We start from the raw sequence: 24,583 nt of genomic DNA, 5'->3' as shown, positions 1-24,583 counted from the left end.
CAGTGTTTCATCTAGACAGCGTCCTCGGGCAAGTGGGTATTCCGGTAGCGGCCGGGTGGCAAGCCGGTGACCCGGCGAAACGCGGTGCTGAAGGCGAACTCGCTGCCGTACCCGACCGCTGCGGCGACCTGCGCGACCGACCGGTCCGGCCGCTCCAGCAGGGTCGCCTTCGCCAGGTCCATCCGCCAGCGGGTCAGGTGCGCGCCGGGCCCCTCGCCGACCAGTTCGCGGAACCGCGGCGCGAACGCCGCCCGGCTCATCCCAGCCACGCGCGCGAGCCCGGCGACCGTCCAGCCGCGGGCGGGCTCGGTGTAGATGGCCGCCAGCGCCCGCCCGATCCGGCCGTCGGCCAGCGCCGCCCGCCAGGCGCCCGACTCGGCGGGTCGCGCGAGTTCGACCCGGATGACCTGGAGGAGGACCAACTCGATCAACCGGGCCGCGATCACCTCGGTCGCCGGGCGGCGTTCCCGGATCTCGTCGCGTAGCGCGTCGAGGAGCGCTTCGAAGCTGGGCAGGCTCGACGGTAGGTGCACCATCGGCGAGAGGGCTCTTAGGAGAAGAGAGCGCCCTGCGCCCTCGATGGTCACCTCGGCGCAGAGCAGGACCGTGCGTTGGCCGTCACCACCGAGTCGTCGGTAGACGGTGAGCTCGCTGTCACTCGGCCAGTCGGGCTCGTCCACCACCTCGGCATCGGGGTGGTTGCGCAAGGTGTGGGGTGCACTGTGGAGCGCCACGAGCTCACCGACCGCGATAGGACAGTCGTCTACCCACAGGTCCCCTTCGAGCAGGAGGTGCAGGGAGACCGTGTCCCGCTGCGCCAACCGCACCCCCCACGGCGCGCCCAGCTCCACCCGCCCGAACCGCGCCACCCCGATGCGGACCTGCCGCAGCAGCGTGGACAGCACATCCCCTGGACCGTCGCGCATGAAGCCTGGACCCCCGAGCATTCCCGCCACCCCCACCGGATTCCTACCTTTGGTCTACCACCAGAACGGGAGACCACAGTGGACATCTTCGTCACCGGGGCCAGCGGGTACATCGGGTCCGCGCTGAGCAGGACCCTCATCGCCCGCGGGCACCGGGTGCGCGGCCTGGCCCGCACCCCGCTCGCCGAGGCCGTCGTGCGCGGCCACGGCGCCGAACCGGTCCGCGCGAGCTTGACCGACCTCGACGCCCTGGCCCGCGCCGCCGCCGAGGGCGACGGCGTCGTGCACACCGCCGCCACCGAGACCGCCGACCGCGCCGAGGTCGACCGCGCCGCCGTGACCGCCATGCTCGGCGCGATGGCAGGCGGCGTGTTCATCACGACCACCGGCGCGCCGCGGACCCGGTCATCGCGGACCCCGGTGACCGAGGACGACACCGCCCCCGCCGACGGGCCGCTCGCGTGGCTCGCCGAGGCCGAGGCGCGGGTGCTGGACTCGCGGGTGCGCGGTGTCGTCGTCCGCCCGCCGATGGTCTACGGCGACGGCGGCGGGCCGGTGCACCGCTTGGTCGCCCAAGCCGCAGCCGACGGGGTGGCCCGCTACATCGGCGACGGCGAGAACCGCTGGTCCACCGTCCACGTCCGCGATCTCGCGCTCGCCTACGCCCGGCTGCTGGAGTCCCCGGCGACCGGCGCGTTCCACGTCGCGGACGGACACCTGTCCTTGGTCGACCTCATGACCGCGGTCGGCGCGGCGGCGGCCGTCCCGGTAGCCGCGTGGTCGCTGGACGAGGCGATCGCCGCGCACGGCTGGGGCGCGAGCTTCCTGGCCGCCGACGCCGTGCTCGACACCACGCGCATCCAGGCGGCGGGCTGGTCCCCCGCCATCGGCCGCGGCATCCCGGACGACCTGATGTCGACCGCTTGAGCGGCCGGCAGGATCCATCTATGCCGCTTCGCCTCCACGCACCCGTGCTCCTCCCGTGCGACCCCGACTGCACCGTGGTCCGCGACGCCGTCCTCGACATCGGCGACGACGGTCGGATCACCCACACGGGCCCCGCCGACCAGGCGCCGCGGCACGACGGACCCACCCGGCGGGTAACCGGGATCCTGATGCCCGGGTTGGTCAACGCGCACGCGCACAGCCCGATGACCCTGCTGCGCGGCCTCGGCGGCGACCTCCCGCTGATGCGCTGGTTGACCGAGGTGATCTGGCCGACCGAGGCGAAGCTGACCCCGGACGACGTGTACGCGGGCATGGTCCTCGGCTCGCTGGAGATGCTGCGCGCGGGCGTCACGACCAGCGCGGAGATGTACTTCTACGGCGAGGAACTGGTCCGCGCGGTGCTCGACACCGGGGCCAGGCTGGTGCTGGCCCCGGCGATCATCGACGCCCCCGGCTGGGACTGGGCCGCGCAGCTCGAGCAGACCAGCGCGTGGATCGACAACGACGGCCTGCGCTTCGGCCACGGCGAGCGCATCGAGATCGGCTACGGCCCGCACTCGGCGTACACCCTCTCCCCCGACGCCCTCGCCCAGGTCGGCGCGGCGGCGCGGGAGCGGGGCGCACTGGTCCAGATCCACGTCGCCGAGTCGCTGCCGGAAGACGTCGTGCAGCGCGAGAAGCACGGCTCGGTCCCCGCCCTGCTCGACGAGGTCGGCCTCTTCGGCGGACGGGTGCTCGCCGCCCACGCGGTGCACCTGTCCGACGAGGACATCAACACCCTCAAGCGGCACAACGTCGGCGTCGCCCACTGCCCCGGCTCCAACACCAAACTGGCCTCCGGCATCGCCCGCGTCGCCGACCTGCGCGCCGCGGGCGTCCCCCTCGGCCTCGGCACCGACGGCCCCGCCAGCAACGACGACCTCGACCTCTGGGAAGACGTCCGCCTGGCCGGTCTGCTCGCCCGCGTGTCCACCATGGACTCAACCGTGCTCCGCGCCGCGGACCTGCTCCTGCTGGCCACCCGCGGCGGCGCCGCCGCACTGTCCCGTTCGGACATCGGCACCCTGGAACCCGGCGCCTGGGCCGACATCGTGCACATCGGCGTGGACGACCCGGCCTTCGCCGCGGGCCTCGACATCGCCGACGACCACCTGCTGTCGAACCTGGTCTGGGCAGCTGGCGGCCGAACGGTCCGGGACGTCTGGGTCGCGGGCGCCCAGGTGGTATCCGACGCCGAGACCGTTTCTGTGCCGATGGCCGACGCCCTGGCGAAAGCTCGCGTAGCCGCTGGACGGCTCGTGTAACTCTCTTCGCGCGTCTACTTGGTCAATCCCCAGCTCAGCCGCCGGATCCGCCCTTCGGAGGCCCTCCCCGTGCGGCCCCAGCCCCCACCACACCACGGGGGGCGTCCCCGGTGCCAGTCTACCCGGTGTGGGGCCCGCGGAGGGGGTCGGCGAAAAGCTGTGGATGACCGAATGGGTTGTGGATAACCAGAATCCGCAGGTGGGGGCGGATGTGCGGTGGGAAGTTCAGCCGAATGAGGGCGGTTTGGCGAGGCGGTGGGATCAAACTTCGGATGGGTGGGAATGGGGTGTAGCCGCGGCAAGGCTGGGGTGATCCCGCTCGTCTGATGGCGGTTGCCAGCGTCTAAAGGGTGTGCGTCCGCAGGTCGACCGGCCATTCACACAAATCGGAGGCCCTCCCCGTGCGGCCCCGACCCCCACCACACCACGGGGGGCGTCCCCGGTGCCAGTCTATCGGGAGTGGGGCCCGCGGAGGGGGTCGGCGGAAAGTTGGGGATGGTGGAGGGGGTTGTGGATAACCAGAATCCGCAGGTGGGGGCAGATAAGCGGTGGGAAGTTCAGCCGAAGGGAGCGACTTGACGAAGGGGTGGAGTCGAACCTTCGGGCGAGGTAGAGCCGGAGCTCGGTCGCGGCGATGTGGGCGTGCCGAAAGGATCGCTGAGGCAGAGAGCGGCGCGAATCGCCAGGTCGTCCGGCAATTCGCGCAAATCGGAGGCCCTCCCCGTGCGGCCCCGACCCCCACCACACCACGGGGGGCGTCCCCGGTGCCAGTCTACCCGGTCTCACGCCCGCGGAAGGGGTCGGCGAAAAGCTGTGGATAACCAGAAGGGTTGTGGACAAACAGAACCGCAGGTCGACAGCAAGGCGCCAGCAAGGTTCAGCCAAACGGGGAGCAGCCAGAAACTAGCGCGAGCGAATCACGACCTCAGTGAGATGTGCCTCCGCCGTTGCCAGCACCGCCGTGCGAATGGCGGCAGCCACTGACTCCGGCCGCAAGTAGCGCTCCGCCTCATAAGCGCCGCCCTCGTCCTCGCGAACCGTCCGCTGCATAGCGGTGTCGGTCCGCCCGGGGAAGACCGAGGTCACCCGAATCCCAGGTTCCTCCCCCCGCAACACATCCGCATAAGCCCGCAACGCGAACTTGCTGGCCGCATAAGGCCCCCACCCGGGGTTGGCGTTGCGACCCGCACCCGAGTTCACCAACACCACATGCCCACCGGTCGCACGCAACGCGGGCAGCAGCAACCGTGTTAGTTCTACTGCGGCGATGACGTTGACCTCGTACATCTCCCGCCAGCGGGCTGCGGAGGCGTCTTCGAGGGGGCCGACCCGGGCGATGCCAGCCGAGTGCACCAGGACGTCCACTTCGGACAGATCGGACGTGGCGGCGGCGAGGGCGGACGGGTCGGTCAGTTCGACCGGCCAGGGGCGGGCGTCGGGGAGTTCGGCTGCCAGGGCGGCGAGGGCGCCGCGGTCGCGGCCACCCAGCAGGAGGGTGTGGGAGTCGGCTAGGGCGCGGGCGGTGGCGGCGCCGATGCCGCGGGAGGCGCCGGTGATCAAGGCCAGGGGCATGGGGGCAAACCTAGGGCCCGTGCGCAGCGGAAAGCGCACGGGCCCCAGGGGCCTACTACTCGCCGATGCGGCAGCCGGACTTCCAGATCACCGCGACCGCGGGGCGCGGCTGGGCCGTGCCGCCGTCGGGCCAGTGGGTGAGGGGGTTGTCGGCGCTGGCGCCGTCGAGCTCGCCCGGGTGCTGGACGGACACGAGGATGAAGTCGTCCTCGATGACCGGGCCGCAGGTTTCCGCGCCGAGGGGCACGGTGAGGAACTGCTTGAGGTAACCGCGGTAGCGGCCCTCCACCGGCACCACGAACAGGCCGTCGTTGGAGCCCAGGGCGTTGCCGTCGGTGGAGATCCACAGGTTGCCGTGGCGGTCGAAGGCGACGTTGTCCGGGCAGGAGATCGGGCTGACCTGCGTCTTGTCGTAGCCGCCGAAGTAGGTGTCGGTGGTGGTCGGGTCACCGCAGACCAGCAGCAGCTTCCAGGAGAAGGTGAGCGCGGTGTGGTCGCCCTTGCTCTCCGCCCACTCCAGGATGTGGCCGTGCTTGTTGCCGTTGCGCGGGTTGATCTCGGTCGGGCCTTCCTTGCCCGGCTTGCCGCGGTCGGTGTTGTTGGTCAGCGCGGCGTAGATGCGGCCGTTGACCGGGTTGGGCTGGATGTCCTCGGGGCGGTCCATCTTGGTGGCGCCGACCTTGTCCGCGGCGAGGCGGGTGAAGACGTACACCTCCTCGGCGGTGAAGCCGTCCACGAAGGACTTGTCGCCGGAGGCCAGCGGGATCCACTTGCCGGAGCCGTCGAACTCGCCGTCGGTGGGGAGCTTGCCGGTGCCGTCGAACTCGGTGGCCGGGCTGTCACCGGTGAACTGGGCGACGTAGAGGGTGCCCTCGGCGAGCAGCTTCTTGTTGTGCGCGCGGTCGCCCGGGCGGTAGCGCTCCTTCGACACGAACTTGTAGATGTAGTCGAAGCGCTCGTCGTCGCCGAGGTAGGCGACGACCTTGCCGTTGCGGGCGATCTGGATGGTCGCGCCCTCGTGCTTGAACCGGCCGAGCGCGGTGTGCTTCACCGGCTTGGAACCCGGCTCGAGCGGGTCGACCTCGACGATCCAGCCGAAGCGGTTGACCTCGTTGGGCTCCTTGGCCACGTCGAAGCGCGGGTCGAAGTTCTCCCACTTGCGGGTGCTGGCCGCCCCGGCGAGGCCGTAGCGCGACAGCCGGGCCTTGGCGACCGGCTCGGTCACCGAGCCCGCGTTGGCGAAGTACTGGTTGAAGTTCTCCTCGCCGGAGAGGATGGTGCCCCACGGGGTGACGCCACCGGCGCAGTTGTTCAGCGTGCCGAACACCTTGCGGCCGGACGGGTCCGCGGTGGTGCGCAGGTACTGGCTGCCCGCGGCGGGGCCGTCGACCTGGAACTCCGAGGTGACCGTGATCCGGCGGTTGTAGCGGCGGTCGAGCTTGGGCAGCAGCTTGCCGCTGCGCCGGTCGCGCTCGACGACCACGACCGACAGGCCGTGCGCGGCCCAGCCGATCTTGACCTGCTCCTCGGTCGGGTTGGCCTGGCTGAAGCCCTTGAACATGGCCGACTCGGTCGTGTACTCGTGGTTGCTCACCATGAGCCAGCGGTCGTGGCCGAAGGGCACCAGCCCGCAGAAGTCGTTGTTGAAGCCGAACTGCTTGGCCTGCGCCGCGGCGGTCTGCTTGTCGAAGTCGAACGCGGGCGCGCCGGGCAGCACCGGGTCGCCCCAGCGGATGACGACCGAGTTGTGGTAGCCCTCCGGGGTGGTGATCCGGTCCTCGCGGTTGGGCGCGACGGCGGTGAAGTCCAAGCCCTTGGGGCCGCGCGGCGGACGACCGCCGTGGCCACCGTGGTCGGGGTGCGCGGCCGCGGTACCGGCCATGCCCGCGACCCCGGCACCGGCGACGGCGAGCACCGCGCCCGCCTTCAACATGCCGCGGCGGCTGACGATCGAGCGGACCACGTCGCCGAAGTAGGCGTTGTCCGTGGTGTTGGGCGCCTCGTGCGAGCAGGCGTTGCCACACCGGTACTCGCAGGTGATCGAGGAGCGGCCAAGCGGGTGGTTCGGCGGCAAAAGCGGCAGCGAGATCCGGCCGTCGGTGGTGGTCACGGAGCCTCCGTGGGTGCGGACAGTCAAGTGGGAACGGCGTGAACCTAGGAGTCCGAAACCAGGTGAAGCGGGCATCTACGTGAACAGCGAGCGAACTCCTCCGGCTCCGCCTTGCTCCTCGCGCTGCGCAACCGAACCGTGACGCGCAGACGCCGAAGGGCCGCCACCCGAGTACGGGTGGCGGCCCTTCGGCACTTGTGTCCCGCCTGCCCGCGCACCCGAGCCGGGGACGATGCCGGGCGGGGATGAGGGGGTGGGTGGCGGGAGGAGTGTCTCAGCGTTCGACGTCGCCGCGGATGAAGGCCTCCACGGCCTCGAAGGCGTCGTCGTCGGAGTACTGCTCCGGCGGGGACTTCATGAAGTAGGAGGACGCCGAGAGGATCGGCCCGCCGATGCCCCGGTCCAGGGCGATCTTCGCCGCGCGCACCGCGTCGATGATCACGCCAGCCGAGTTGGGCGAGTCCCAGACCTCGAGCTTGTACTCCAGGTTCAGCGGGGTGTCGCCGAACGAGCGCCCCTCCAGCCGGACGTAGGCCCACTTGCGGTCGTCGAGCCACGGCACGTGGTCCGACGGGCCGATGTGCACGTCCGCCTTGGCCATCTCGTGCGGGATCTGCGAGGTGACCGACTGCGTCTTGGAGATCTTCTTCGACTGGAGCCGCTTGCGCTCCAGCATGTTCATGAAGTCCATGTTGCCGCCGAAGTTGAGCTGGTAGGTCCGCTGCAGCTCCACGCCGCGGTCCTCGAACAGCTTCGCCATCACCCGGTGCGTGATCGTGGCGCCGACCTGCGACTTGATGTCGTCGCCGACGATCGGCACGCCCGCCTCGGTGAACTTCGCCGCCCACTCGGGGTCCGAGGCGATGAACACCGGCAGCGCGTTGACGAAGGCGACGCCCGCGTCGATGGCGCACTGGGCGTAGAAGCGGTCCGCCTCCTCCGAGCCGACCGGCAGGTACGACACGAGCACGTCGACCTCGGCCTCGCGCAGCGCGGCGACCACGTCGACCGGCTCCTCGTCGGACTCGGTGATCATCTCGCGGTAGAACTCGCCGAGGCCGTCGAAGGTGTGGCCGCGGTGCACCGACACGCCGAGCGGCGGGACGTCGCAGATCTTGATGGTGTTGTTCTCGCTGGCCACGATCGCCTCGGACAGGTCGCGGCCGACCTTCTTGGCGTCGACGTCGAACGCGGCGACGAACTCGATGTCGCGCACGTGGTAGTCGCCGAACTGGACGTGCATGAGGCCCGGCACCCGCGTCGTCGGATCGGCGTCGCGGTAGTAGTGCACGCCCTGCACAAGCGACGCCGCGCAGTTGCCGACGCCGACGATGGCCACCCGCACGCTCTGGCGGTTCTCGCCCATGCCGGTTCTCCTTCTCGTTTCCAGCCGCGCGTGGCGCGGTTCTCTCGTCACAGGCGCCTGCCTGCCCGCGGTCAATCCGATGGGTCGCGCTGCTCGCTCTGCTCGCTGGCGATCAGCTCGTTGAGCCAGCGCACCTCGCGCTCGCTGGTCTCCAGGCCGAGCCGGTGCAGCTCCCGGGTGTAGCGGTCGATCTGCTCACCCGCGCGCGCCATCGACGAGCGCAGGCCCTCCCGGCGTTCCTCGACCCTGCGCCGCCTGCCCTCGAGGATGCGCATCCGCACCTCGGCCGGGGTCCGGGAGAAGAACGCCATGTGGACGCCGAAACCCTCGTCGTCCCAGGTCTGCGGGCCCGCGTCGGCCAGCAGGTCCGCGAAGTGCTCCTTGCCCTCCGCGGTGAGCTTGTAGACGCGCTTGCCGCGCCTGCCCCACGACCGGTCGCCCTCGGGGGTCTCCTCGGCGATCCACCCGGACCGCAGCAGTCGCCGCAGTGTCGGGTAGAGCGAGCCGTAGGAGAACGTCCGCAGCGTGCCGAGCAGATCGTGCAAGCGCTTGCGCAGCTCGTAGCCGTGCATCGGGGCCTCGTGGAGCAACCCGAGGATCGCGAACTCGAGCACGGGGCACCCCCTTCCGCAGGACCGAACACCGCACGATGTGGGTTGACCTACTGGTCACTTATATCGTGCCGATACATCGCGAGCTTGGCCAACTCGACCGCCTGTGTCAATCACCACGTCACCCGCGCGCGCCGCCCGCCGCCGCACGGCCGGGCGCATCGGGGCCGGTCAGGGCACGCGCTGATCACGAATGGGGAAGGCGGTGCATGTCGGCGCCGCGAATCGGATCACCGCCGTGATAACGCGGCCGCGTAGGCTGTCCTCGTGCGAACGCAGCGGCAGGTGGTCGACTACGCGTTGCAGCGCAGATCGCTGCTCGCCGGGGTCTACTCGGGTCGCGTCGGCACCAACGAGGTGTGCGACGCCAACCCGTACCTGCTGCGCGCCGCCAAGTTCCACGGGCAGCCGACCGACGTGACCTGCCCGGTCTGCCGGAAAGAACACCTCACCAATGTCAACTGGGTCTACGGCGACGAGCTCAAGCACGCCTCCGGGTCGGCCCGCGCGCCGGAGGAGCTGGCGCGGATGGCAGCGGTGTTCGAGGAGTTCTCCGTCTACACCGTCGAGGTTTGTCGAACCTGCTCGTGGAACCACCTGGTGCAGTCGTACGTCCTGGGTACCGGGGGAGTCCCCACCCGTAGGAGGACGGCAGCCGAGTGAGGTGCTTTGCGTGACCGGGTCCCCTCGCGAGCACCTGTGCGTTGCCGCGCGTGACCACCGAACGACGTCCCGCCCAGGGGCGCCGGTCTGGGAGGCTTTTTCGTGAACGACCACAGTGACCAGCGTCGACGGCCGGAGCCGGAGTGGCCGACCGGCGACGACCCGGACGCGGGCCGCGCCAAGGCGGGGCAACCCGCCGGTCAGTCCGAGGAGCGCACCGGATTCTGGAGCCCGCTCTGGGAGGACGACGGCGACGGCCCGGCGGACGGTGCGGGCGGGCAGCGCGGTGACCGCGGTGCCCGCCGCCCCGAGGAACCGGCTGGCCGCGGCCAAGCGGGCCCCGGTCCGGGAGGTCCCGCGCCTGCGGGTGCCCCGGGCGGTCGTGGTCCCGGTGGACCCGGGCGCCCCGGTCCCGGCGGTTCGCCGCCCGGTGGTCCGATCGGTGGTCCCGGCGGTCGCGGTCCTGGTGGGCCCGGCCCAGGTGGGCCCGGCCCAGGTCCTGGTCAGCGTGGTCCGGGTGGGCCCGCTGGCCCCGGTGGACCTGGTGGACCCGCGGCGACGGCGATGATGGGCCCCGCGGGCGGCCCCGGTCCGCGCAGGCCCGGTGGGCCGGGCCCAGCCGACCCGACGATGGCGATGGCGACCCCCGGTCGCGGTGCCGACCCGAACCGCTCCGCCGACCAGACGGTCGCGATCGGCAGGCCCGGCCCGGGTGAGGCGCCGACGGTGTTCATGACCAAGGCGCCCGGTCAGGGCCAGGTCCGGTCCGAGCCGCAGCTGCTCACCCACCGCGAGCCCGAGCTCGAAGAGGGCTACAACGACGAACCCGAGGACGAGGACCGCGGTCCGACCGAAGAGGAACTGCGCGCCATGCGCAAGAAGAAGATCTGGCGGCGGGTCCGGCGCACCATCTACGTCGCCGCGGCCCTGATGATCATCGGTCCGATCCTGGCCTTCTTCATCACCTACCAGCTCGTCGACGTGGACAACCCGGAGGACGTCGCGGCCAGCCAGGCCAAGGTCGTCACCCTGCTCTACAACAACGGCCAGGAGATGTCCAAGATCGCCGGTTCCGGCGCGAACCGGGTGATGCTCAAGCCCGAGGACATCCCCGACGACCTCAAGCACGCCGTCTACGCGGCCGAGGACGCCACCTTCGAGACCAACTCCGGGTTCGACGTCGGCGGCATCATGCGCGCGGTGTGGAACAACGCCACCGGCGGTGGCGGCGGTGGCTCGACGATCAGCCAGCAGTACATCAAGCAGGCCAGCGGCAACGACGACCCCACGCTCACCCGCAAGTGGGTCGAGGTCGTGAAGGCCTACAAGATGAACAAGACCTACGACAAGAAGTACATCATCACCGCGTACCTCAACACGGTGTACTTCGGTCGCGGCGCCTACGGCATCGCCGCGGCGGCGAAGGCCTACTACGGCGTCGACGACCTGCGGCAGATCACCCGCCCGCAGGCGGCGCTGCTGGCGGGCATGATCCAGACCCCGGCCAAGTCGAAGCTGCCGGAGTACCAGCAGCGGCGCTACGACTACGTCTCCGACCAGATGGTCAAGAACGGCTGGATGTCGCAGGAGGAGAAGGCGTCGGCCGCGTTCCCCACGCCGCTGGACCCGGAGACCAACAAGCAGGCCGCGCTGACCGGCCCGCGGGCGAAGATCCCGTTCCTGGTGGCCGCCGAGCTGGAGGACCTCGGCTACGACGAGGCGCGGCTCAAGCAGAACGGCTACAAGATCACCACGACCATCGACCCGCGCGCGCAGCAGCTGCTCGAGGAGTCGGTCAGCCAGGTGATGGCCAACCAGCCCGCGAACATGCACATGGGCACGGTCGCGGTCGACCCGAAGACCGGCGGGATCCTCGCCTACTACCCGGGCAGCGATCCCAACGGGACGAACTGGGCGAACATCAAGCAGGAACCCGGGTCGTCGTTCAAGCCGTTCGACCTGGTCGGCCTGCTCAAGCTGGGCAAGGGCTTGCAGGAGATGTACGACAGCACGCCCAAGAGCTTCGGCGGGTCGAAGGTCGTCAAGAACGCGAGCAAGCCCGGCTGCGGGGAGTGCACGGTCGCGCAGGCGATGAAGGAATCGCTGAACGTGGTGTTCAGCGACATGGTCTACAACGACGTGAAACCCGCCGGTGTCGCCGAGGCGGCCAAGGAAGCGGGCATCACCTCGGACCTGTCCAAGGCGCTCGACCTCAACATCGCCATCGGCGGTGGCATGACCCGGGTCAGCGCCAGGGACATGGCCACGGCCTACGCGACCTTCGCCTCCGGCGGGGTGCGCAGGCCGTCGCACCTGGTCGCCAAGATCGAGTACCCGGACGGCGGCGCGGCGTGGGAGGCGGCCGCCGAGCCCGCGTACGCGGAGAGCCTGGCGTTCGACCCGAACAACCCGGACAACAACGCCAAGATCGCCCGCAACGTCACCGAGTCGCTGCTGCCGATCCCGAAGTCCTCGAAGATCGAGTGCGCCAAGGACCGGCCGTGCGCTGGCAAGACCGGTACCCACCAGTACACCAACCCGCAGGGCGTGGAGACCGCCGACAACGCGAAGGCGTGGATGGTCGGCTACACCCCGCAGGTGTCGGTCGCGGTGGCGCTGAGCGCGGAGAGCGGCGCGCCGCTCAAGGACGCGGGCGGCAAGACGGTCTACGGCTCCGGGCTGCCCGGCAAGGTCTGGCAGAAGTTCATGAACGCCTACCTCGCGGACGCGCCGAAGGAGAACTTCCCCCGGTTCGTGCCCATCGGCGAGGCGGAGAAGCCCGCCCCGACCAGCGAGTCGAAGCCGCGGCCGACGGAGAACAACCCGCCGACGACCACGACCGAGGTCCCGCCGCCGGTGACCACCACGACCACCGACCCGGACGACCCGGACCCGTCGGCGACCACGACCAAGACCCGGCCGACGAAACCAACACCACCCAACCCGACCGGGACCGACGTCCCACTACCGGGCAACAACTAGCGGTCCAGGGCCGCAGACCACCGGGTCTGCGGCCCTGGGTCGTTTCTGGGGGCAAAGCGCGTGGGCCGGCGGCAGAGCGTGTGGCCGGTGGCTAAGTACGTGAGCTGGTGGCGAGGCGCGTGGGGTGGGCGGTCCATGTGTGTCCGTGCCGGGGTTGGGGGTGCGGTTGGCTCGATGGGGCGAACTTGTTTTGCGTGGGGCCCCTACGACACCCGTGGCAGGTCCGCACAGCAGGGGCCGAAAAGACTGGCCCTGCCGCGAGGAAACGCTACGGGTGTCGCTCCCCCGCGCAAAACAAGTCCGCCCCATCGAGCAGGAACAGGAGGTGGGGTTGGCGGGAGGTGGGGTGGATCAGGCCCGCAGCGGTGGTGGTGGCGGTGGCTGGAACAGTGACTGGTTAGACCCCCGAGAGACCCCGGGGCGGGGTCGCGCGGCAGGGTGTTATTTGCCCGCCGCCCTACCCCGTTCGCACACGGCAGGCCGTAGCATCGCCGCGTGCCAGGCGATCCAGAGCGGCCAGACGAGGCCGAGCGACCGGTTGAGATCGGGACCGAGCCGTCGGCCGGGTCCCCGGTGGCGGGTGACTCCCCGGTTGCGGACGAGTCCCCGGTCGTGGTCGTACCCGGGGTCGGCCAGGTCGCCGACACCGCGACGCTCAGTGAGCAGGAGCGGGTGCGCCCGTCCTGGTCGGAGTCGATCGGCAGGGGGGCGACCGGGCCGCTCGGCGGGCCGCTCGGCAGGCACGCCGTGGTCGGCAGGCACTGGTTCTGGACCCCGCTGCGGGTGGCGCTGCTGCTCGCCGTGGTCGGGCTCGCGCTCGGGTGGTTCACCAAGGCCGCCTGCGTGCAGCAGTACAACTCCGGCGACAAGCTGGAGCTGGACTGGCGGGCGAACCGCCCGTTCGTGGCGATGTGCTACTCGGACATCGTCCCGCTCTACACCGCTGAGCGGTTGGACAAACCGGACACCTTCCCCTACAAGACGTCCTGGTACGACGACGAGGGCAAGCCGACCCAGCAGCTGCGGTACATGGAGTACCCGGTGCTCACCGGCATGTTCCAGTGGGTCAACGCCAAGCTGACCCACGGCTACATGGAGGTCGCCGCCAAGGGGTGGTTGCCGACGGCGCTGCCGGTGGTCATCTACTTCACGATCAGCGCGCTGTGGCTGTCCATCGCGTGGCTGATCACCATCTGGACCACGGGTCGAACGGCCCGACATAGACCGTGGGACGTCGCCTTCATCGCGTTGTCCCCGCTGGTCGCGGTGCACGCGTTCACCAACTTCGACACCCTGGCCACCGCGTTCGCCGCCGCCGCGCTGCTGGCGTGGTCGCGCAAGCGCACCGGGGTGGCAGGCATCCTCATCGGCCTCGGCGCCGCGGCGAAGCTCTACCCGGCGTTCCTGCTCGGTCCGCTGCTGATCCTGTGCCTGCGCTCGGGCCGGATGCGCGACTGGTGGAACACCGCCGGTCTGGCCGCGTTCACGTGGGCGATCTGCAACGCCTGGTTGATCATCCCGGAGCAGTACCGGCAGGGCTGGTGGGAGTTCTTCCGGCGCAACTCCGAACGCGGCGCGGACCCGGACTCGATCTACAACGTGCTGATGAAGTTCACCGGCTGGGAGGGCTTCGACGGCCAGGTGCCCTTCGGCGAGTCGCCGACCTGGCTGAACCTGGTCAGCGCCGTGCTGTTCGTGGCGTGCTGCGCGGGCATCGCGTTCATCGGCCTGCACGCCAAGACCCGGCCGCGGGTCGCGCAGCTGTCGTTCCTGGTGGTGGCCGCGTTCCTGCTGACCAACAAGGTCTGGAGCCCGCAGTACAGCCTGTGGCTGGTCCCGCTGGCGATCCTCGCGCTGCCCAGGTGGAAGTTGCTGCTCGCCTGGATGACCATCGACGCCCTGGTCTGGGCGCCGCGGATGATGTACTACCTCGGCGAGAGCAACAAGGGCCTGCCGGAGGAGTGGTTCCTCGGCACGGTCGTGCTGCGCGACATCGCGGTGGTGCTCATCTGCGTGGTGATCATCCGCGAGATCTACCACCCGGAGCGCGACCTGGCCCGCCGCTTCCCCGGCGACGACCCGGCCGGTGGTGTGCTCGAGGGCGCGCCGGACAAGGTGGTCATCCGGTTGAGGAAGTCCTCGCCCCCGCCGCCGCCCGCTGACGCGGCGGCGGAACGGGAACCGGTGCCGACCGCTTAGCGGACGAACGCCGGGCGGTCCTGGTGGTCGCCCGCGGGCAGGTACACCTCGGCCGAGTGCTCGATGCTGACGCCCGCCTTGTCGAACGAGTGCAGGACCGCGCGGTTGAGTTCGAGGGCCGCGCGGTCGCGCCAGAGGGTGCGCTCGCGGGAGGTGTCGAGCCCGAGCCGCTCGGCGACCACAGTGGCCAGTCCGTAGGCGGCGTCCTCGCCGAGCACGTCCTCCCCGATGGCGCGGCAGATGTAGACGCCGTTGTAAGGCGCGGCCGGGTAGTCGATGCCGCCGATGTGCAGCCGGGTGTTGGCGATGACCGGCACCGCGTGCCAGCGCAGGCCCAACTCGGCGAACCACGGCAGTTCCGGGTGCGTCAACCGGACTTCCAGCACGGCGTCGCGCGGGATCGGGAACAGCCGCACGCCGTCGGTGCCGGACTCGACCACCAGCGGCAGCAGGTCGAACCGGCCGCGCGGGGTCGGCGGGCGCCAGCCGAGTTTGCAGACGCCGGTGGTGAAGTCGACGTACCTGCGGTCACCGAGCACATGGGACGGTTCGCGGTAGCCCGCGTAGCGGACCAACTGGTCGTTGCGGATGCGCGGGCCGGGGCGCCACGGCGAGTCCGGCGCGAACACGCTGACGACCGGGCGGATCGTGCCGCCACCGGCCGCCATCCGCAGGTGCCGCACGCACTCGGCGGCGACGTCCGCCGCGGCGCGCACCTCGCGCAGGTCGCGGACCAGCAGGCCGCGCCAGGGGATGCTCTCCGGGCACCAGCCGCTCTCGCGCAACGCGAGCCGGGCGCCGTAGGCGAGTTCGGCCGGGGTGTGCCGGTAGGTGCAGGTCGCGGCGATCTCGGCGCGGACCTTGGCCAGCCGCGCGTCGATCGGACCCGCCTTGGGCCGGGCCTCGTGGAAGGCGCGCAGGAACCGCTCAGCCGCGTCGTAGAGCGGCGTCGCCTTCGACCGGGCCGCGGGCACCTGGTTCGGCAGCACCTGGTTCGGCGGCCCTTGGTCCGGCGGCGCCACCGGGGTGGTGATCACGGTGGGCGCCAGCGGGTTGGGCACGGACCCGGTGAAGGCGGCGACCGGACTCGGTGGGGCGGGCGCGGTGAGCGGCGTCGGCGCGGTGGTGCGGGAAGCGGTCGGGGCGGGCTCGTCGCGCAGGGCGGTCACATCACTGGATATCGGTACGCAAACCTGTGGCCTCGACTACTCGGACGTGTGGTCCTGCCGGAGGCGATGTGACTGACCGTTAGTCATTCACTCGTTCGAAGATGAGGTCGCGACTGATTCGCCCCTCTTCCCGGGCCCTGGCCTCGAACTTCGTGACCGGGCGCCAGTCCGGCCGCGGCGCCCAGCCGTCGAACCGGTTGCGCAGCAGCGGCTCCCCGGAGAGCACCTCGAGCATCTGGTCGGCGTACTCGGCCCAGTCGGTCGCCAGGTGCACCGTGCCGCCGGGGGCCAGCCGCTCGGCGATCAGGGAGATGAACTCCGGCTGCACCAACCGCCGCTTGTGGTGCTTCTTCTTGGGCCACGGGTCGGGGAAGAAGATCCGCACCGCCGAGAGCGAGCCCGCGGCGATGTGCTCGGTCAGCAGCACGACGGCGTCGCCGCGCAACATCCGCAGGTTGGCCAGCTCCATGGCCTCCGCGCGCAGGATCAGCTGCGCGAGGCCCGGCTCGTAGACGTCGATCGCCAGGTAGTTGAGCTCCGGCGCGGCCTGCGCGAGCTGCGAGGTCGTCTCGCCCATGCCGGAGCCGATCTCCAGCAGCACGGGCGCTTCGCGGCCGAACCAGCTCGTCGCGTCCAGCGGGCCGCTCGGCAGCTCGGCGACGTGCTTGCCCAGCTCGGGCCAGGACCGCTCCCAGGCGCGGGCTTGCCCCACCGTCATCCGGCCGTTGCGGTTGACGAAGCTGACGATGGTGCGCTTGCGGGGCACCTGGTCGGTCGGTGTCACCCGCCCAGGGTGCCATCCGGCCGGTTGGCCGGTCGCAGGGACTCCAGTCGGGACAGGTTCGCGCGCAGGTCGGCGAGACCGTGCACCCGGATCGACGGCGGTGCCTGGCCCGCGTGCACCTGGATCACGTCGATCCAGCCCGGGTGCCGGTGCGTGTGCGCCAGCGTGGTCGGCATCCCCGGTTCGGCCAGCGCGCGCTCGGACGGCATGTACTCCCAGTACCCGGAGTCGCCGTCGACGCCCCACGGGACGAAGACCCAGCCCGGTCTGGCGTCCAGCAGCTTCGCCACCCGGTCCTCCACCGCGAACCCCTCCCGGCGGGAGGTGAGCTCACCGGCGGCGACCGCGCGCAGCCACCACGGCGCGGGTAACGCCGGGTCGGCGGCGACAACGGCCCGGTAGAGCGCGATGACCTGGGGTTCCGGCGCGCGGTGCACCCACCCCCGGCGCGCGTCGGCCGGTGTCGTCGCCGGTGGTCCGCCGGGTTGCTCCAGCGCCTCCGACCACTCCAGGCCGATCATCGGTTCGACGTGCAGGCCGCGTTGGGCGGGCACCGGGGGCCGCCGCTGTGCCGCGCTGCCGCTCGCGTTGCCGTTCGGGCTGTCGTCCGTGCTGGCGTCAAGCACCGTCAAGGTCCACCTCCATGGGTTCCGAGACGGGTCCTTGAGTCCATCTGACCCCGGGAGCCGACCGAAGTCCGCAACGTGTGGTTGGGCTCACACCTACTTAACGTGGTCTTAATCCTGCTGCTTGTTGTAGGAAACTCCGCGCGAGATCGCCAGGGTCGGAAGTCCTTCAGGCGTCGCGGCGTCCAGCCGACAAGATTCCGGCGGCCAGCACGGCGACCGCGATGGCGGCGAAGTAGGCCAGGTAGCCCCACGGGCCGAGCGGCAGCTCCTGCAGGCCCGGGGCGTCGGCCTGCACGCCGATGAACCGGTCCGCGGCGAAGAACGGCATCCAGTGCTGGATGTCGTCGCCGATCTTCGGGATCAGCCCGACCAGGCCCTCCACCAGCAGCGAGTACACCAGCAGCACGGCGACGGCACCCGCGGTCTGGCGGATCAGGATCCCGACGCCGAGCGAGAGCACCGCGGTGATCGCGAACACCAGCGGCTGGCCTGCCACCGCGCGCCAGTCGGCCGCGGAATCCAGTGCCAGCGCCGGATCCGGGTGGATCAGCCGGAACACCGCCCAGCTGCCGAAGCCGACGACGGCGCCGATGAGCGCGGCGGGGACCGCGGTCACCGCGGTCTTGGCCAGCAGCGCCGAGGTGCGGTTGGGCACGGCTTGGAAGGTGGCCCGGATGGTGCCGAAGCGGTACTCGCTGGTGATCGACAGCGCCGCCATCACCATCACCACCGAGCGGCCGAGCCCGGTGAGCAGCTGGGTCGCGCTGGCGTCGAACTCGGCCGACCCCGGGCCGCCCGCCTGGGTGGCGATCAGCGCGGTGAGCCCGACCGGCAGCGCGATCGCCAGCAGCCCGCACCACCACGGCGAGCGGGTGGTGAACAGCTTGATCCGCTCCGCTTCCAGCAGGCTCATGCCGTCGGCCCCTCCTCGGTGGTGCCCAGCGCCGGTTCTTCGGTCCGGTACTCGACGGTGTCGCCGGTCAGGTGGATGAACGCCTGCTCGAGCGAACCGACCTGCGGGCTCAGCTCGTGCAGCACGATCTGGCGGGTCGCGGCGAGCTCGCCGATCGCCGCACTGTCCATTCCGGACACCCGGAGCGCGTCGCCGTCGTCGCTGATGCCCGCGCCAGCCGCGAGCAGGTGCTCGCCCAGCTTCTCCAGCGTTGGACTGCGCACCAGCACGGTGCTCTCGGTGGCGTTGGCGATGAACTCGTCCACGGTGCCCTGGTAGATCAGCTTGCCCCGGCCGATCACCACGAGGTCCTGCGCGGTCTGGGCCATCTCCGAGAGCAGGTGGCTGGAGACGAAGACGGTGCGGCCCTCGTCGGCCAGCTGGTGCATGAACTTGCGGATCCAGAGGATGCCCTCGGGGTCGAGCCCGTTGACCGGCTCGTCGAACAGCAGCACCCGCGGGTCACCGAGCAGCGCGGCGGCGATGCCGAGCCGCTGGGACATGCCGAGGGAGAAGCCGCCCGCGTTCTTGTTGGCCACCGCGCCGAGCCCGACCAGGTCGAGCACCTGGTCGATCCGCGACCGCGGCAGCTTGGTCGCGGCGGCCAGCCAGCGCAGGTGGGCGCGCGCGGATCGGTTGGGGTGGACCCACTTGGCGTCCAGCAGGGCGCCGACGGTGCGCAGCGGCTGGTGCAGGTCGCGGTAGTGCTGACCGTCGATGCGCACGTCACCGGAGGTTGGGCTGTCGAGGCCGAGGATCATCCGCATCGTCGTCGACTTGCCCGCGCCGTTCGGGCCGAGGAACCCGGTCACCCGGCCCTCGCCGACGGTGAACGACAAGTTGTCGACCGCGACGGTGCGGCCGTAGTGCTTCGTCAGCCCGGTCGCCTCGATCATGGGCCCGATCTTGGCACCAATCCCCCGCGCCCGCAGGCCGCGTGCGGGAGCCCTGGTCCCCTCCCCCGAGGTGACCAGGGCTCCCGTTCCCCGGTGTGGTCCGCCGCTCCCCGAATGACCGGCGGACCGCTGTGTCAGGCGTCGCGCTTGTTGACCGCGGTGATGGCGGCCAGCAGCAGGACCGCGGCGACGGCCGCGAAGTAGAACAGCGAGCCCCACGCGCTCAGCGGCGCGTCCGGGCCCGGCCCGTTGAGGAACCGACCCGCCACGGTGAACGGCATCCAGTTGTGGATGTCGTCGCCTGCCCCGGGGATCAACTGCACCAGGTTCTCCACCAGCAGCGGCCAGATGAGCAGGATCGAGATCGCGCCTGCCGACTGGCGGACCAGCGTGCCGACCGCGACCGCGATGACCGCGGCGATGCCGAACACCAGGCCTGCCCCGGCGACCATCCGCCAGTCCGCGCCGGTCGTGATCGCCAACTCCGGACCGCCGCCGTCGATGACCTTGACCGTGGCCCACGAACCGAACGCGGCGACCTCACCGATGACCGCGGCGAGCACGGCGACCACGGTGGTCTTGGCCAGCAGCGCCGAGGTGCGGTTGGGCACCGCCTGGAAGGTGGCCCGGATGGTGGCGAAGCGGTATTCGGTGGTGATCGCCAGCGCCGCCATCACGGTGACGACCATCAGGCCGAACTGGATGCCGAACTGGCTGTGCTCCACGCGCAGCGGGCCGCCGTTGTGGTTGAGCGCGACGAGACCGGCGAAGCCGATGGTGAGGCCGAGCGCCAGGAACGCCGACCACCACGGCGAGCGGGTGGTGAACAGCTTGATCCGCTCGGTCGCGAGCAGGGTGGTCATCAGGCGTCCCTCCGGTTGGCGACCACGAGCGCGATGCCGAACAGCACCACGGCGAAGCCCGCGAAGGCGGCCAGCGCGGGCCACGGGCCGAGCACCGCGTCCGAGGGCGGCGGGCCCTGCAGCACGTCGCGCGTGGACGGGTCCGGGTTGCCGGTGATCAGCTTGTTGGCCACGTTGAACGGCAGCCACTTGTGGATGTCGTCGCCGACCTTGGGGATGAGCTGCACCAGCGGCTCGACCAGCTGGTTCCAGATCAGCAGCACCGCGATGGCGCCCGCGGAGTGCCGCAGCAGCACACCGACGGCGACCGCGACGACCGCGGAGATGCCGTAGACCAGGCCGACGCCCGCCACCGCGCGCCACTCGTAGGCGGTGTTGATCGCCAGGTCGACGTTGGGCTTCATCAGGCGCGCGATCCCCCAGGAACCGAACGCGGCGATCTCACCGACGATCGCGGCCAGCACCGCGACCACGGTCGCCTTGGCGATGAGCGCGGTCGGCCGGTTGGGCACGGCGAGGAAGGTGGCCCGGATGGTGGAGAAGCGGTACTCGGTGGTGATCGCCAGCGCGGCCATCACCATCACCACGACCAGCCCGAAGGTGTAGCCGAACTGGGTGGCGGCGATGGTGAGCGGCGCGATGTTCTCCTCGGAGGTGCCCGCCATCAGCGCGCCGAAGCCGATGGTCAGCACCAGGGCGATGAGGGTGCACCACCACGGCGAGCGGGTGGTGAAGAGCTTGATCCGTTCGACAGCGAGCAGGGTCATGTCGTCACTTCCCCGCGGGCACGAGGGTCGCCGGGGTGGGGCCGTCGGCGATCTCGGTGTGGTACTCGACGGAGTCGCCGGTCAGCTGCATGAACGCCTCTTCGAGCGAACCGCGCTGCGGGCTGAGCTCGTGCAGCACGGTCTGCGTGCGCGCGGCGAGCTCGCCGATGTCGGCGCAGTCCATCCCGGACACGACCAGGCTCTCGCCCTCGTCCCGGATGGACACCCCGGCCTGGCCCAGCGCCGAGCGCAACGCGGCGAGCTGCGGGCCGCGCACGCGCACGGTGTTCTCGGTCGCCTGGGCGACGAAGTCCTCAGTGGAGCTCTGCGAGATCAGCTTGCCCCGACCGATCACCACCAGTTCCTGCGCGGTGAGCGCCATCTCCGACAGCAGGTGGCTGGAGACGAAGACCGTGCGGCCCTCCTCGGCGAGCCGGTGCATGAACTTGCGGATCCAGAGGATGCCCTCGGGGTCCAAGCCGTTGACCGGTTCGTCGAACAGCAGCACCTGCGGGTCGCCCAGCAGCGCGGCGGCGATGCCGAGCCGCTGGGACATGCCGAGCGAGAACCCGCCCGCGCGCTTGTTCGCCACGGCGGTGAGACCGACGATCTCCAGCACCTCGTCGACGCGCTTGGCCGGGAGCTGGTTGGACCGCGCCAGCCACTGCAGGTGGGCGCGGGCGGAGCGGTTGGGGTGGACCCACTTGGCGTCCAGCAGCGCGCCGACGGTGCGCAGCGGCTGGTGCAGGTCCCGGTAGCGCTTGCCGTCGATGAGCGCCGATCCGCCGGTCGGGGTGTCCAACCCGAGGATCATCCGCATCGTGGTCGACTTGCCCGCGCCGTTCGGACCGAGGAAGCCGGTCACCCGCCCGGTCGGGACCGAGAACGACAGGTTGTCGACGGCGAGCGTCTTGCCGTAACTCTTGGTGAGGCCGACTGCCTCGATCATGGTGCTTCTCCTTCGAGCGAATGCTGTGTGCGCCCTGCCCCCGCAGCGCGTCCCCCGCTTGATAGCCACAAGGGTGGCCGTCGCGACCCTGTTCCCGCGTCGTCCTGTGGTCCCCCCGTCGGGTCAACTCACAGGCGTAGCCTCTCGTGATCCTGAGAGTCCGGATATCGGTGACGACCCTGACTGGACCCTGATCCGCCCACCCGGTCCGGATGGGTGACAGGGTTAATGAACCGTGGTTCAATAACCGGGTGCCGCGTCCGAAGACCATCTCCGACCAGCGGATCCTCGACGCGGCGCACCAGGTGATCGGCCGGGTCGGGCCGGGGTTCACCCTGGCCCAGGTCGCCGCGGCGGCCCAGGTCTCGGTCGGCACGGTCGCCACCCGGTTCGGTTCCAAGGACCGGTTGGTGCAGGCGGTCTTCGACAACGCGACGGCCGAGGTGGCCGTCACCATGCGCTCGATGGCCGAGGCGGCGGCCGACCCGGTCGCCGCGCTGCGGGCCGCCGCGATCGGCACCTTCCTGTCCCTCGGCGACGCCGACACCGCGGCCAACCACCTGAGCCAACTCGGGTACGACCTGATCGACCCGGTGCTGCGCGCCAAGCTCGGCACGCACTTCGAGGTGATCCGGGCCGAGTTGGCCCGCGCGTTCGACCGGGCCGCCGGGGCGCTTCCGGGCGCGCCCAGCCCGGAGGTCGCCGTGCGGGTGCTGTTGTCGCTGGTCAACGGGGTTTCGATCGACTGGTCGGTCCGGCCGCACGGGACGTTGGCCGACCGGCTCGGTGAAGACGTGGACGCGGTCCTCGGGGCTTGGGGCCGCGCTGGCAGAGGAGGTAGTGGATGACGCGGATGACGTTGCAGGGGAAGGTCGCCCTGGTCACCGGGGCGACCCGCGGTTGCGGCCGGGGCATCGCCGTCGAACTCGGCGCGGCGGGGGCGACGGTGTACGTCACCGGTCGCACGACCCGCGAGTCCGCGTCGCCGATGCGCCGGACCGAGACGATCGAGGAAACGGCCGAACTGGTCGACGCCGAGGGCGGCACCGGCATCCCGGTCCGCTGCGACTTCACCTCGGTGTCCGAAGTGGACGCACTGCGGGACCGCATCGCCGCCACCCACGGCCACCTCGACGTCCTGGTCGACGACGTCTGGGGCGGCGACCCGTTCGTCGAGTTCGGCACGCCGTGGTGGGAGTCCGACTTGGACAAGGGCCTCGGCGTGGTGCGCAACGGCCTCGACACCCACCTGATCACCCTGCACCGGCTGCTGCCGCTGGTCGTCGCCCAGCCCGGCGGCCTGGTGGTCGAGGTGACCGACGGCGACGTCGAGGACTACCCCGGCCCGGTCGGCATCCCGTACTACCTGGTGAAGTCCGGCGTGCGCGCCATCGGCCGCTGGCTCGGCGCCGAACTCGCCGCCCACGGCGCGACCGGGTTGTCGGTCACCCCCGGCTTCCTGCGTTCGGAGATGATGCTGGAGCACTTCGAGGTAACCGAGTCCAACTGGCGCGACGGCACCAAGAAGGACCCGAACTACATCCTGGCCGAATCACCCCGCTACATCGGCCGCGCGATCGCCGCCCTGGCCGCGGACCCCGAGGTCTCCCGCTTCGCCGGGCGCACCATGGCCAGCTGGACCCTCATGCGCGAGTACAACTTCACCGACCTCGACGGCAGCCAACCCGACTGGGGCCGCTGGTTCGACGAGGTCGTCAAGACCGGCATCGACCCGACCACAGTGGACGCCACCACCTACCGCTGACCCCGGCCGTCTCCCCGCCCGCCAACTCCAAGTCGGCTATCCCCAGGGTGGTCATCCCGGGCCCGCCAACCCCGGCACGCCAACATCAGGCCACCAACCCCGGCCGCCAACTCCAGGTCGGTCATCCAGGGCTCGCAGCCAGACCGCCAACTCCAGCTCAGAATCCCCAGCTCAAGCCACAAAACCGGCGCTCAACCGGCACCCAACCGGCAAGCCGGAGGCCCTCCCCGCGCGACCCCAGCCCCCACCACACCACGGGGGGCGTCCCCGGTGCCAGTCTACCCGGTGTGGGGCCCGCGGAGGGGGTCGGCGAAAAGCTGTGGATGCACGGATGGGTTGTGGATAACTCGAACCGCAGGTCGGGGATGAGCAGGGGGGAAGGTTCAGCCGATCGGGGTGGGGGCGGCCGCCGTCAGCACTGGCCAGGAACCCGGGAACTCAGGACCAGCAGGGACCAGAGCCTCAGACGTCGCCCGGTCGGACCAGGCCGGTTTCGTAGGCGAGGACGACGGCCTGTACCCGGTCGCGCAGTTCGAGTTTGGCCAGCACCCGACCCACGTGGGTCTTGACCGTCGCCTCCGACAGGAACAGCTTGCGGGCGATCTCGGTGTTCGACAGGCCCTGCGCCATCAGCACGAGGACCTCCCGCTCCCGCTCGGTGAGCACGTCCAGCACCGAGGCGTCGCGCAGTTCACCGCCGCCGGGGCCGAGGAACCGGTCCAGCAAGCGGCGGGTCACGCTCGGCGAGACCACCGCGTCCCCGCTGGCCACCGACCGCAGGGCCGACACCAGGTGACCGGGCGGGGTGTCCTTGAGCAGGAAGCCGCTCGCGCCGTTGCGCAGCGCCGACAACGCGTACTCGTCGAGGTCGAAGGTCGTCATCACCAGCACCTTGGACGTGCCCGCCTCGGTGATGGCCTTGGTCGCCTCGACCCCGTCCAGAACGGGCATCCGGACGTCCATGAGCACGACGTCCGGGCGCAGGTCCTCGGCGAGTTTGATCGCGTCCCTGCCGTTACCGGCCTCGCCGACGACCTCCATGTCGTCCTGCGCGCCGAGCACCATGCGGAACCCGACCCGCATCAGCTCCTGGTCGTCCACCAGCACAACCCTGATCACGCGGCCCAA

22 protein-coding genes are annotated in these 24,583 nt (G+C 70.8%); 8 read left to right on the top strand and 14 right to left on the bottom strand.

Features of this window, described 5'->3' with window-relative positions:
• Positions 1-11: 11 nt before the first annotated feature.
• Positions 12-947, bottom strand: a complete 936-nt coding sequence (locus tag LV75_RS14030) for an AraC family transcriptional regulator (protein WP_253887335.1) — start codon at positions 945-947, stop codon at positions 12-14.
• A 57-nt stretch (positions 948-1,004) separates the two neighbouring features.
• On the opposite strand from LV75_RS14030, the gene LV75_RS14025 reads away from it, so the two are divergent.
• Complete coding sequence (locus tag LV75_RS14025) at positions 1,005-1,853, top strand: NAD-dependent epimerase/dehydratase family protein (RefSeq protein WP_253887334.1); 849 nt, start codon at positions 1,005-1,007, stop codon at positions 1,851-1,853.
• Between the two features lie 20 nt (positions 1,854-1,873).
• Positions 1,874-3,178 (top strand): amidohydrolase family protein, encoded by a 1,305-nt coding sequence (locus LV75_RS14020; RefSeq protein WP_253887333.1) that lies wholly within the window; start codon positions 1,874-1,876, stop codon positions 3,176-3,178.
• A 903-nt stretch (positions 3,179-4,081) separates the two neighbouring features.
• Here LV75_RS14020 and LV75_RS14015 read toward each other — a convergent pair.
• From LV75_RS14015 to LV75_RS14000, 4 genes are all read right to left on the bottom strand, one after another.
• Positions 4,082-4,750, bottom strand: coding sequence for an SDR family oxidoreductase (locus LV75_RS14015; protein WP_253887332.1), 669 nt, complete (start codon positions 4,748-4,750; stop codon positions 4,082-4,084).
• A 55-nt stretch (positions 4,751-4,805) separates the two neighbouring features.
• Positions 4,806-6,860, bottom strand: a complete 2,055-nt coding sequence (locus tag LV75_RS14010; protein ID WP_253887331.1) for a PhoX family protein — start codon at positions 6,858-6,860, stop codon at positions 4,806-4,808.
• Between the two features lie 274 nt (positions 6,861-7,134).
• Positions 7,135-8,226: an inositol-3-phosphate synthase gene (locus LV75_RS14005; protein ID WP_253887330.1), complete on the bottom strand. Its 1,092-nt coding sequence runs from the start codon at positions 8,224-8,226 to the stop codon at positions 7,135-7,137.
• Positions 8,227-8,297: 71 nt separating this feature from the next.
• Positions 8,298-8,840: a PadR family transcriptional regulator gene (locus tag LV75_RS14000; RefSeq protein WP_253887329.1), complete on the bottom strand. Its 543-nt coding sequence runs from the start codon at positions 8,838-8,840 to the stop codon at positions 8,298-8,300.
• Between the two features lie 264 nt (positions 8,841-9,104).
• Here LV75_RS14000 and LV75_RS13995 point away from each other — a divergent pair, with 264 nt between their 5' ends.
• From LV75_RS13995 to LV75_RS13980, 4 genes are all read left to right on the top strand, one after another.
• Positions 9,105-9,500, top strand: coding sequence for a DUF5318 domain-containing protein (locus LV75_RS13995; RefSeq protein ID WP_253887328.1), 396 nt, complete (start codon positions 9,105-9,107; stop codon positions 9,498-9,500).
• A gap of 286 nt (positions 9,501-9,786) precedes the next feature.
• Positions 9,787-10,068, top strand: coding sequence for a hypothetical protein (locus LV75_RS13990; RefSeq protein ID WP_253887327.1), 282 nt, complete (start codon positions 9,787-9,789; stop codon positions 10,066-10,068).
• A complete protein-coding gene (locus LV75_RS13985) occupies positions 10,065-12,482 on the top strand; it encodes a transglycosylase domain-containing protein (protein ID WP_253887326.1) in 2,418 nt (805 codons plus the stop codon). The genes LV75_RS13990 and LV75_RS13985 overlap by 4 nt, the downstream gene beginning before the upstream one ends.
• A 612-nt stretch (positions 12,483-13,094) precedes the next feature.
• The gene (locus LV75_RS13980) at positions 13,095-14,681 is read left to right on the top strand and encodes a glycosyltransferase family 87 protein (protein ID WP_253887710.1); all 1,587 of its coding nucleotides are present in this window, start codon (positions 13,095-13,097) and stop codon (positions 14,679-14,681) included.
• Here the strand turns inward: LV75_RS13980 and LV75_RS13975 are convergent.
• The 8 genes from LV75_RS13975 to LV75_RS13940 all read right to left on the bottom strand — a co-directional run bounded on the left by LV75_RS13975 (position 14,678) and on the right by LV75_RS13940 (position 21,690).
• The gene (locus tag LV75_RS13975) at positions 14,678-15,850 is read right to left on the bottom strand and encodes a nitric oxide synthase oxygenase (protein ID WP_253887325.1); all 1,173 of its coding nucleotides are present in this window, start codon (positions 15,848-15,850) and stop codon (positions 14,678-14,680) included. The two genes, LV75_RS13980 and LV75_RS13975, sit on opposite strands and share 4 nt — an antisense overlap.
• 79 nt (positions 15,851-15,929) lie before the next feature.
• Positions 15,930-16,568 (bottom strand): tRNA (guanosine(46)-N7)-methyltransferase TrmB, encoded by a 639-nt coding sequence (gene trmB, locus LV75_RS13970; protein ID WP_253887709.1) that lies wholly within the window; start codon positions 16,566-16,568, stop codon positions 15,930-15,932.
• Positions 16,569-16,630: 62 nt separating this feature from the next.
• Complete coding sequence (locus LV75_RS13965; protein WP_253887708.1) at positions 16,631-17,155, bottom strand: hypothetical protein; 525 nt, start codon at positions 17,153-17,155, stop codon at positions 16,631-16,633.
• A 274-nt stretch (positions 17,156-17,429) separates the two neighbouring features.
• The gene (locus LV75_RS13960) at positions 17,430-18,176 is read right to left on the bottom strand and encodes a hypothetical protein (RefSeq protein ID WP_253887324.1); all 747 of its coding nucleotides are present in this window, start codon (positions 18,174-18,176) and stop codon (positions 17,430-17,432) included.
• Entirely contained in the window at positions 18,173-19,111 is a 939-nt protein-coding gene (locus LV75_RS13955) for an ABC transporter ATP-binding protein (protein ID WP_253887323.1), read from the bottom strand. Before LV75_RS13955 ends, LV75_RS13960 begins: the two co-directional genes overlap by 4 nt.
• 134 nt (positions 19,112-19,245) lie before the next feature.
• Entirely contained in the window at positions 19,246-19,974 is a 729-nt protein-coding gene (locus LV75_RS13950; RefSeq protein WP_253887322.1) for a hypothetical protein, read from the bottom strand.
• Positions 19,974-20,741 (bottom strand): hypothetical protein, encoded by a 768-nt coding sequence (locus tag LV75_RS13945; RefSeq protein ID WP_253887321.1) that lies wholly within the window; start codon positions 20,739-20,741, stop codon positions 19,974-19,976. The genes LV75_RS13950 and LV75_RS13945 overlap by 1 nt, the downstream gene beginning before the upstream one ends.
• A gap of 4 nt (positions 20,742-20,745) precedes the next feature.
• Positions 20,746-21,690 (bottom strand): ABC transporter ATP-binding protein, encoded by a 945-nt coding sequence (locus tag LV75_RS13940; protein WP_253887320.1) that lies wholly within the window; start codon positions 21,688-21,690, stop codon positions 20,746-20,748.
• Positions 21,691-21,941: 251 nt separating this feature from the next.
• Between LV75_RS13940 and LV75_RS13935 the strand changes: the two genes are divergently transcribed.
• The gene (locus LV75_RS13935; RefSeq protein WP_253887319.1) at positions 21,942-22,538 is read left to right on the top strand and encodes a TetR/AcrR family transcriptional regulator; all 597 of its coding nucleotides are present in this window, start codon (positions 21,942-21,944) and stop codon (positions 22,536-22,538) included.
• A gap of 5 nt (positions 22,539-22,543) precedes the next feature.
• On the top strand, positions 22,544-23,455 hold the full coding sequence (locus LV75_RS13930; protein WP_253887707.1) for an SDR family oxidoreductase: 912 nt from the start codon (positions 22,544-22,546) through the stop codon (positions 23,453-23,455).
• 462 nt (positions 23,456-23,917) lie between these two features.
• On the opposite strand, the gene LV75_RS13925 is transcribed toward LV75_RS13930, so the two are convergent.
• Positions 23,918-24,574, bottom strand: coding sequence for a response regulator (locus tag LV75_RS13925; RefSeq protein WP_253887318.1), 657 nt, complete (start codon positions 24,572-24,574; stop codon positions 23,918-23,920).
• Between the last annotated feature and the right edge of the window lie 9 nt (positions 24,575-24,583).

The organism is Actinokineospora diospyrosa (genome assembly GCF_024171925.1).
Taxonomy (GTDB): Bacteria; Actinomycetota; Actinomycetes; order Mycobacteriales; family Pseudonocardiaceae; genus Actinokineospora; species Actinokineospora diospyrosa.
This window is presented reverse-complemented; position numbering and strand designations above follow the sequence as displayed.

What these genes read in the sequence shown, in the direction of transcription:
- LV75_RS13960 (WP_253887324.1), bottom strand. Translation starts at nt 18,176, where the DNA reads ATGAGCCTGCTGGAAGCGGAGCGGATCAAGCTGTTCACCACCCGCTCG.
- LV75_RS13955 (WP_253887323.1), bottom strand. Translation starts at nt 19,111, where the DNA reads ATGATCGAGGCGACCGGGCTGACGAAGCACTACGGCCGCACCGTCGCG.
- LV75_RS13985 (WP_253887326.1), top strand. Translation starts at nt 10,065, where the DNA reads ATGATGGGCCCCGCGGGCGGCCCCGGTCCGCGCAGGCCCGGTGGGCCG.
- LV75_RS14020 (WP_253887333.1), top strand. Translation starts at nt 1,874, where the DNA reads ATGCCGCTTCGCCTCCACGCACCCGTGCTCCTCCCGTGCGACCCCGAC.
- LV75_RS13945 (WP_253887321.1), bottom strand. Translation starts at nt 20,741, where the DNA reads ATGACCCTGCTCGCTGTCGAACGGATCAAGCTCTTCACCACCCGCTCG.
- LV75_RS14005 (WP_253887330.1), bottom strand. Translation starts at nt 8,226, where the DNA reads ATGGGCGAGAACCGCCAGAGCGTGCGGGTGGCCATCGTCGGCGTCGGC.
- trmB (WP_253887709.1), bottom strand. Translation starts at nt 16,568, where the DNA reads ATGACGGTGGGGCAAGCCCGCGCCTGGGAGCGGTCCTGGCCCGAGCTG.
- LV75_RS13965 (WP_253887708.1), bottom strand. Translation starts at nt 17,155, where the DNA reads ATGATCGGCCTGGAGTGGTCGGAGGCGCTGGAGCAACCCGGCGGACCA.
- LV75_RS13950 (WP_253887322.1), bottom strand. Translation starts at nt 19,974, where the DNA reads ATGACCACCCTGCTCGCGACCGAGCGGATCAAGCTGTTCACCACCCGC.
- LV75_RS13930 (WP_253887707.1), top strand. Translation starts at nt 22,544, where the DNA reads ATGACGTTGCAGGGGAAGGTCGCCCTGGTCACCGGGGCGACCCGCGGT.
- LV75_RS14030 (WP_253887335.1), bottom strand. Translation starts at nt 947, where the DNA reads ATGCTCGGGGGTCCAGGCTTCATGCGCGACGGTCCAGGGGATGTGCTG.
- LV75_RS13940 (WP_253887320.1), bottom strand. Translation starts at nt 21,690, where the DNA reads ATGATCGAGGCAGTCGGCCTCACCAAGAGTTACGGCAAGACGCTCGCC.
- LV75_RS14015 (WP_253887332.1), bottom strand. Translation starts at nt 4,750, where the DNA reads ATGCCCCTGGCCTTGATCACCGGCGCCTCCCGCGGCATCGGCGCCGCC.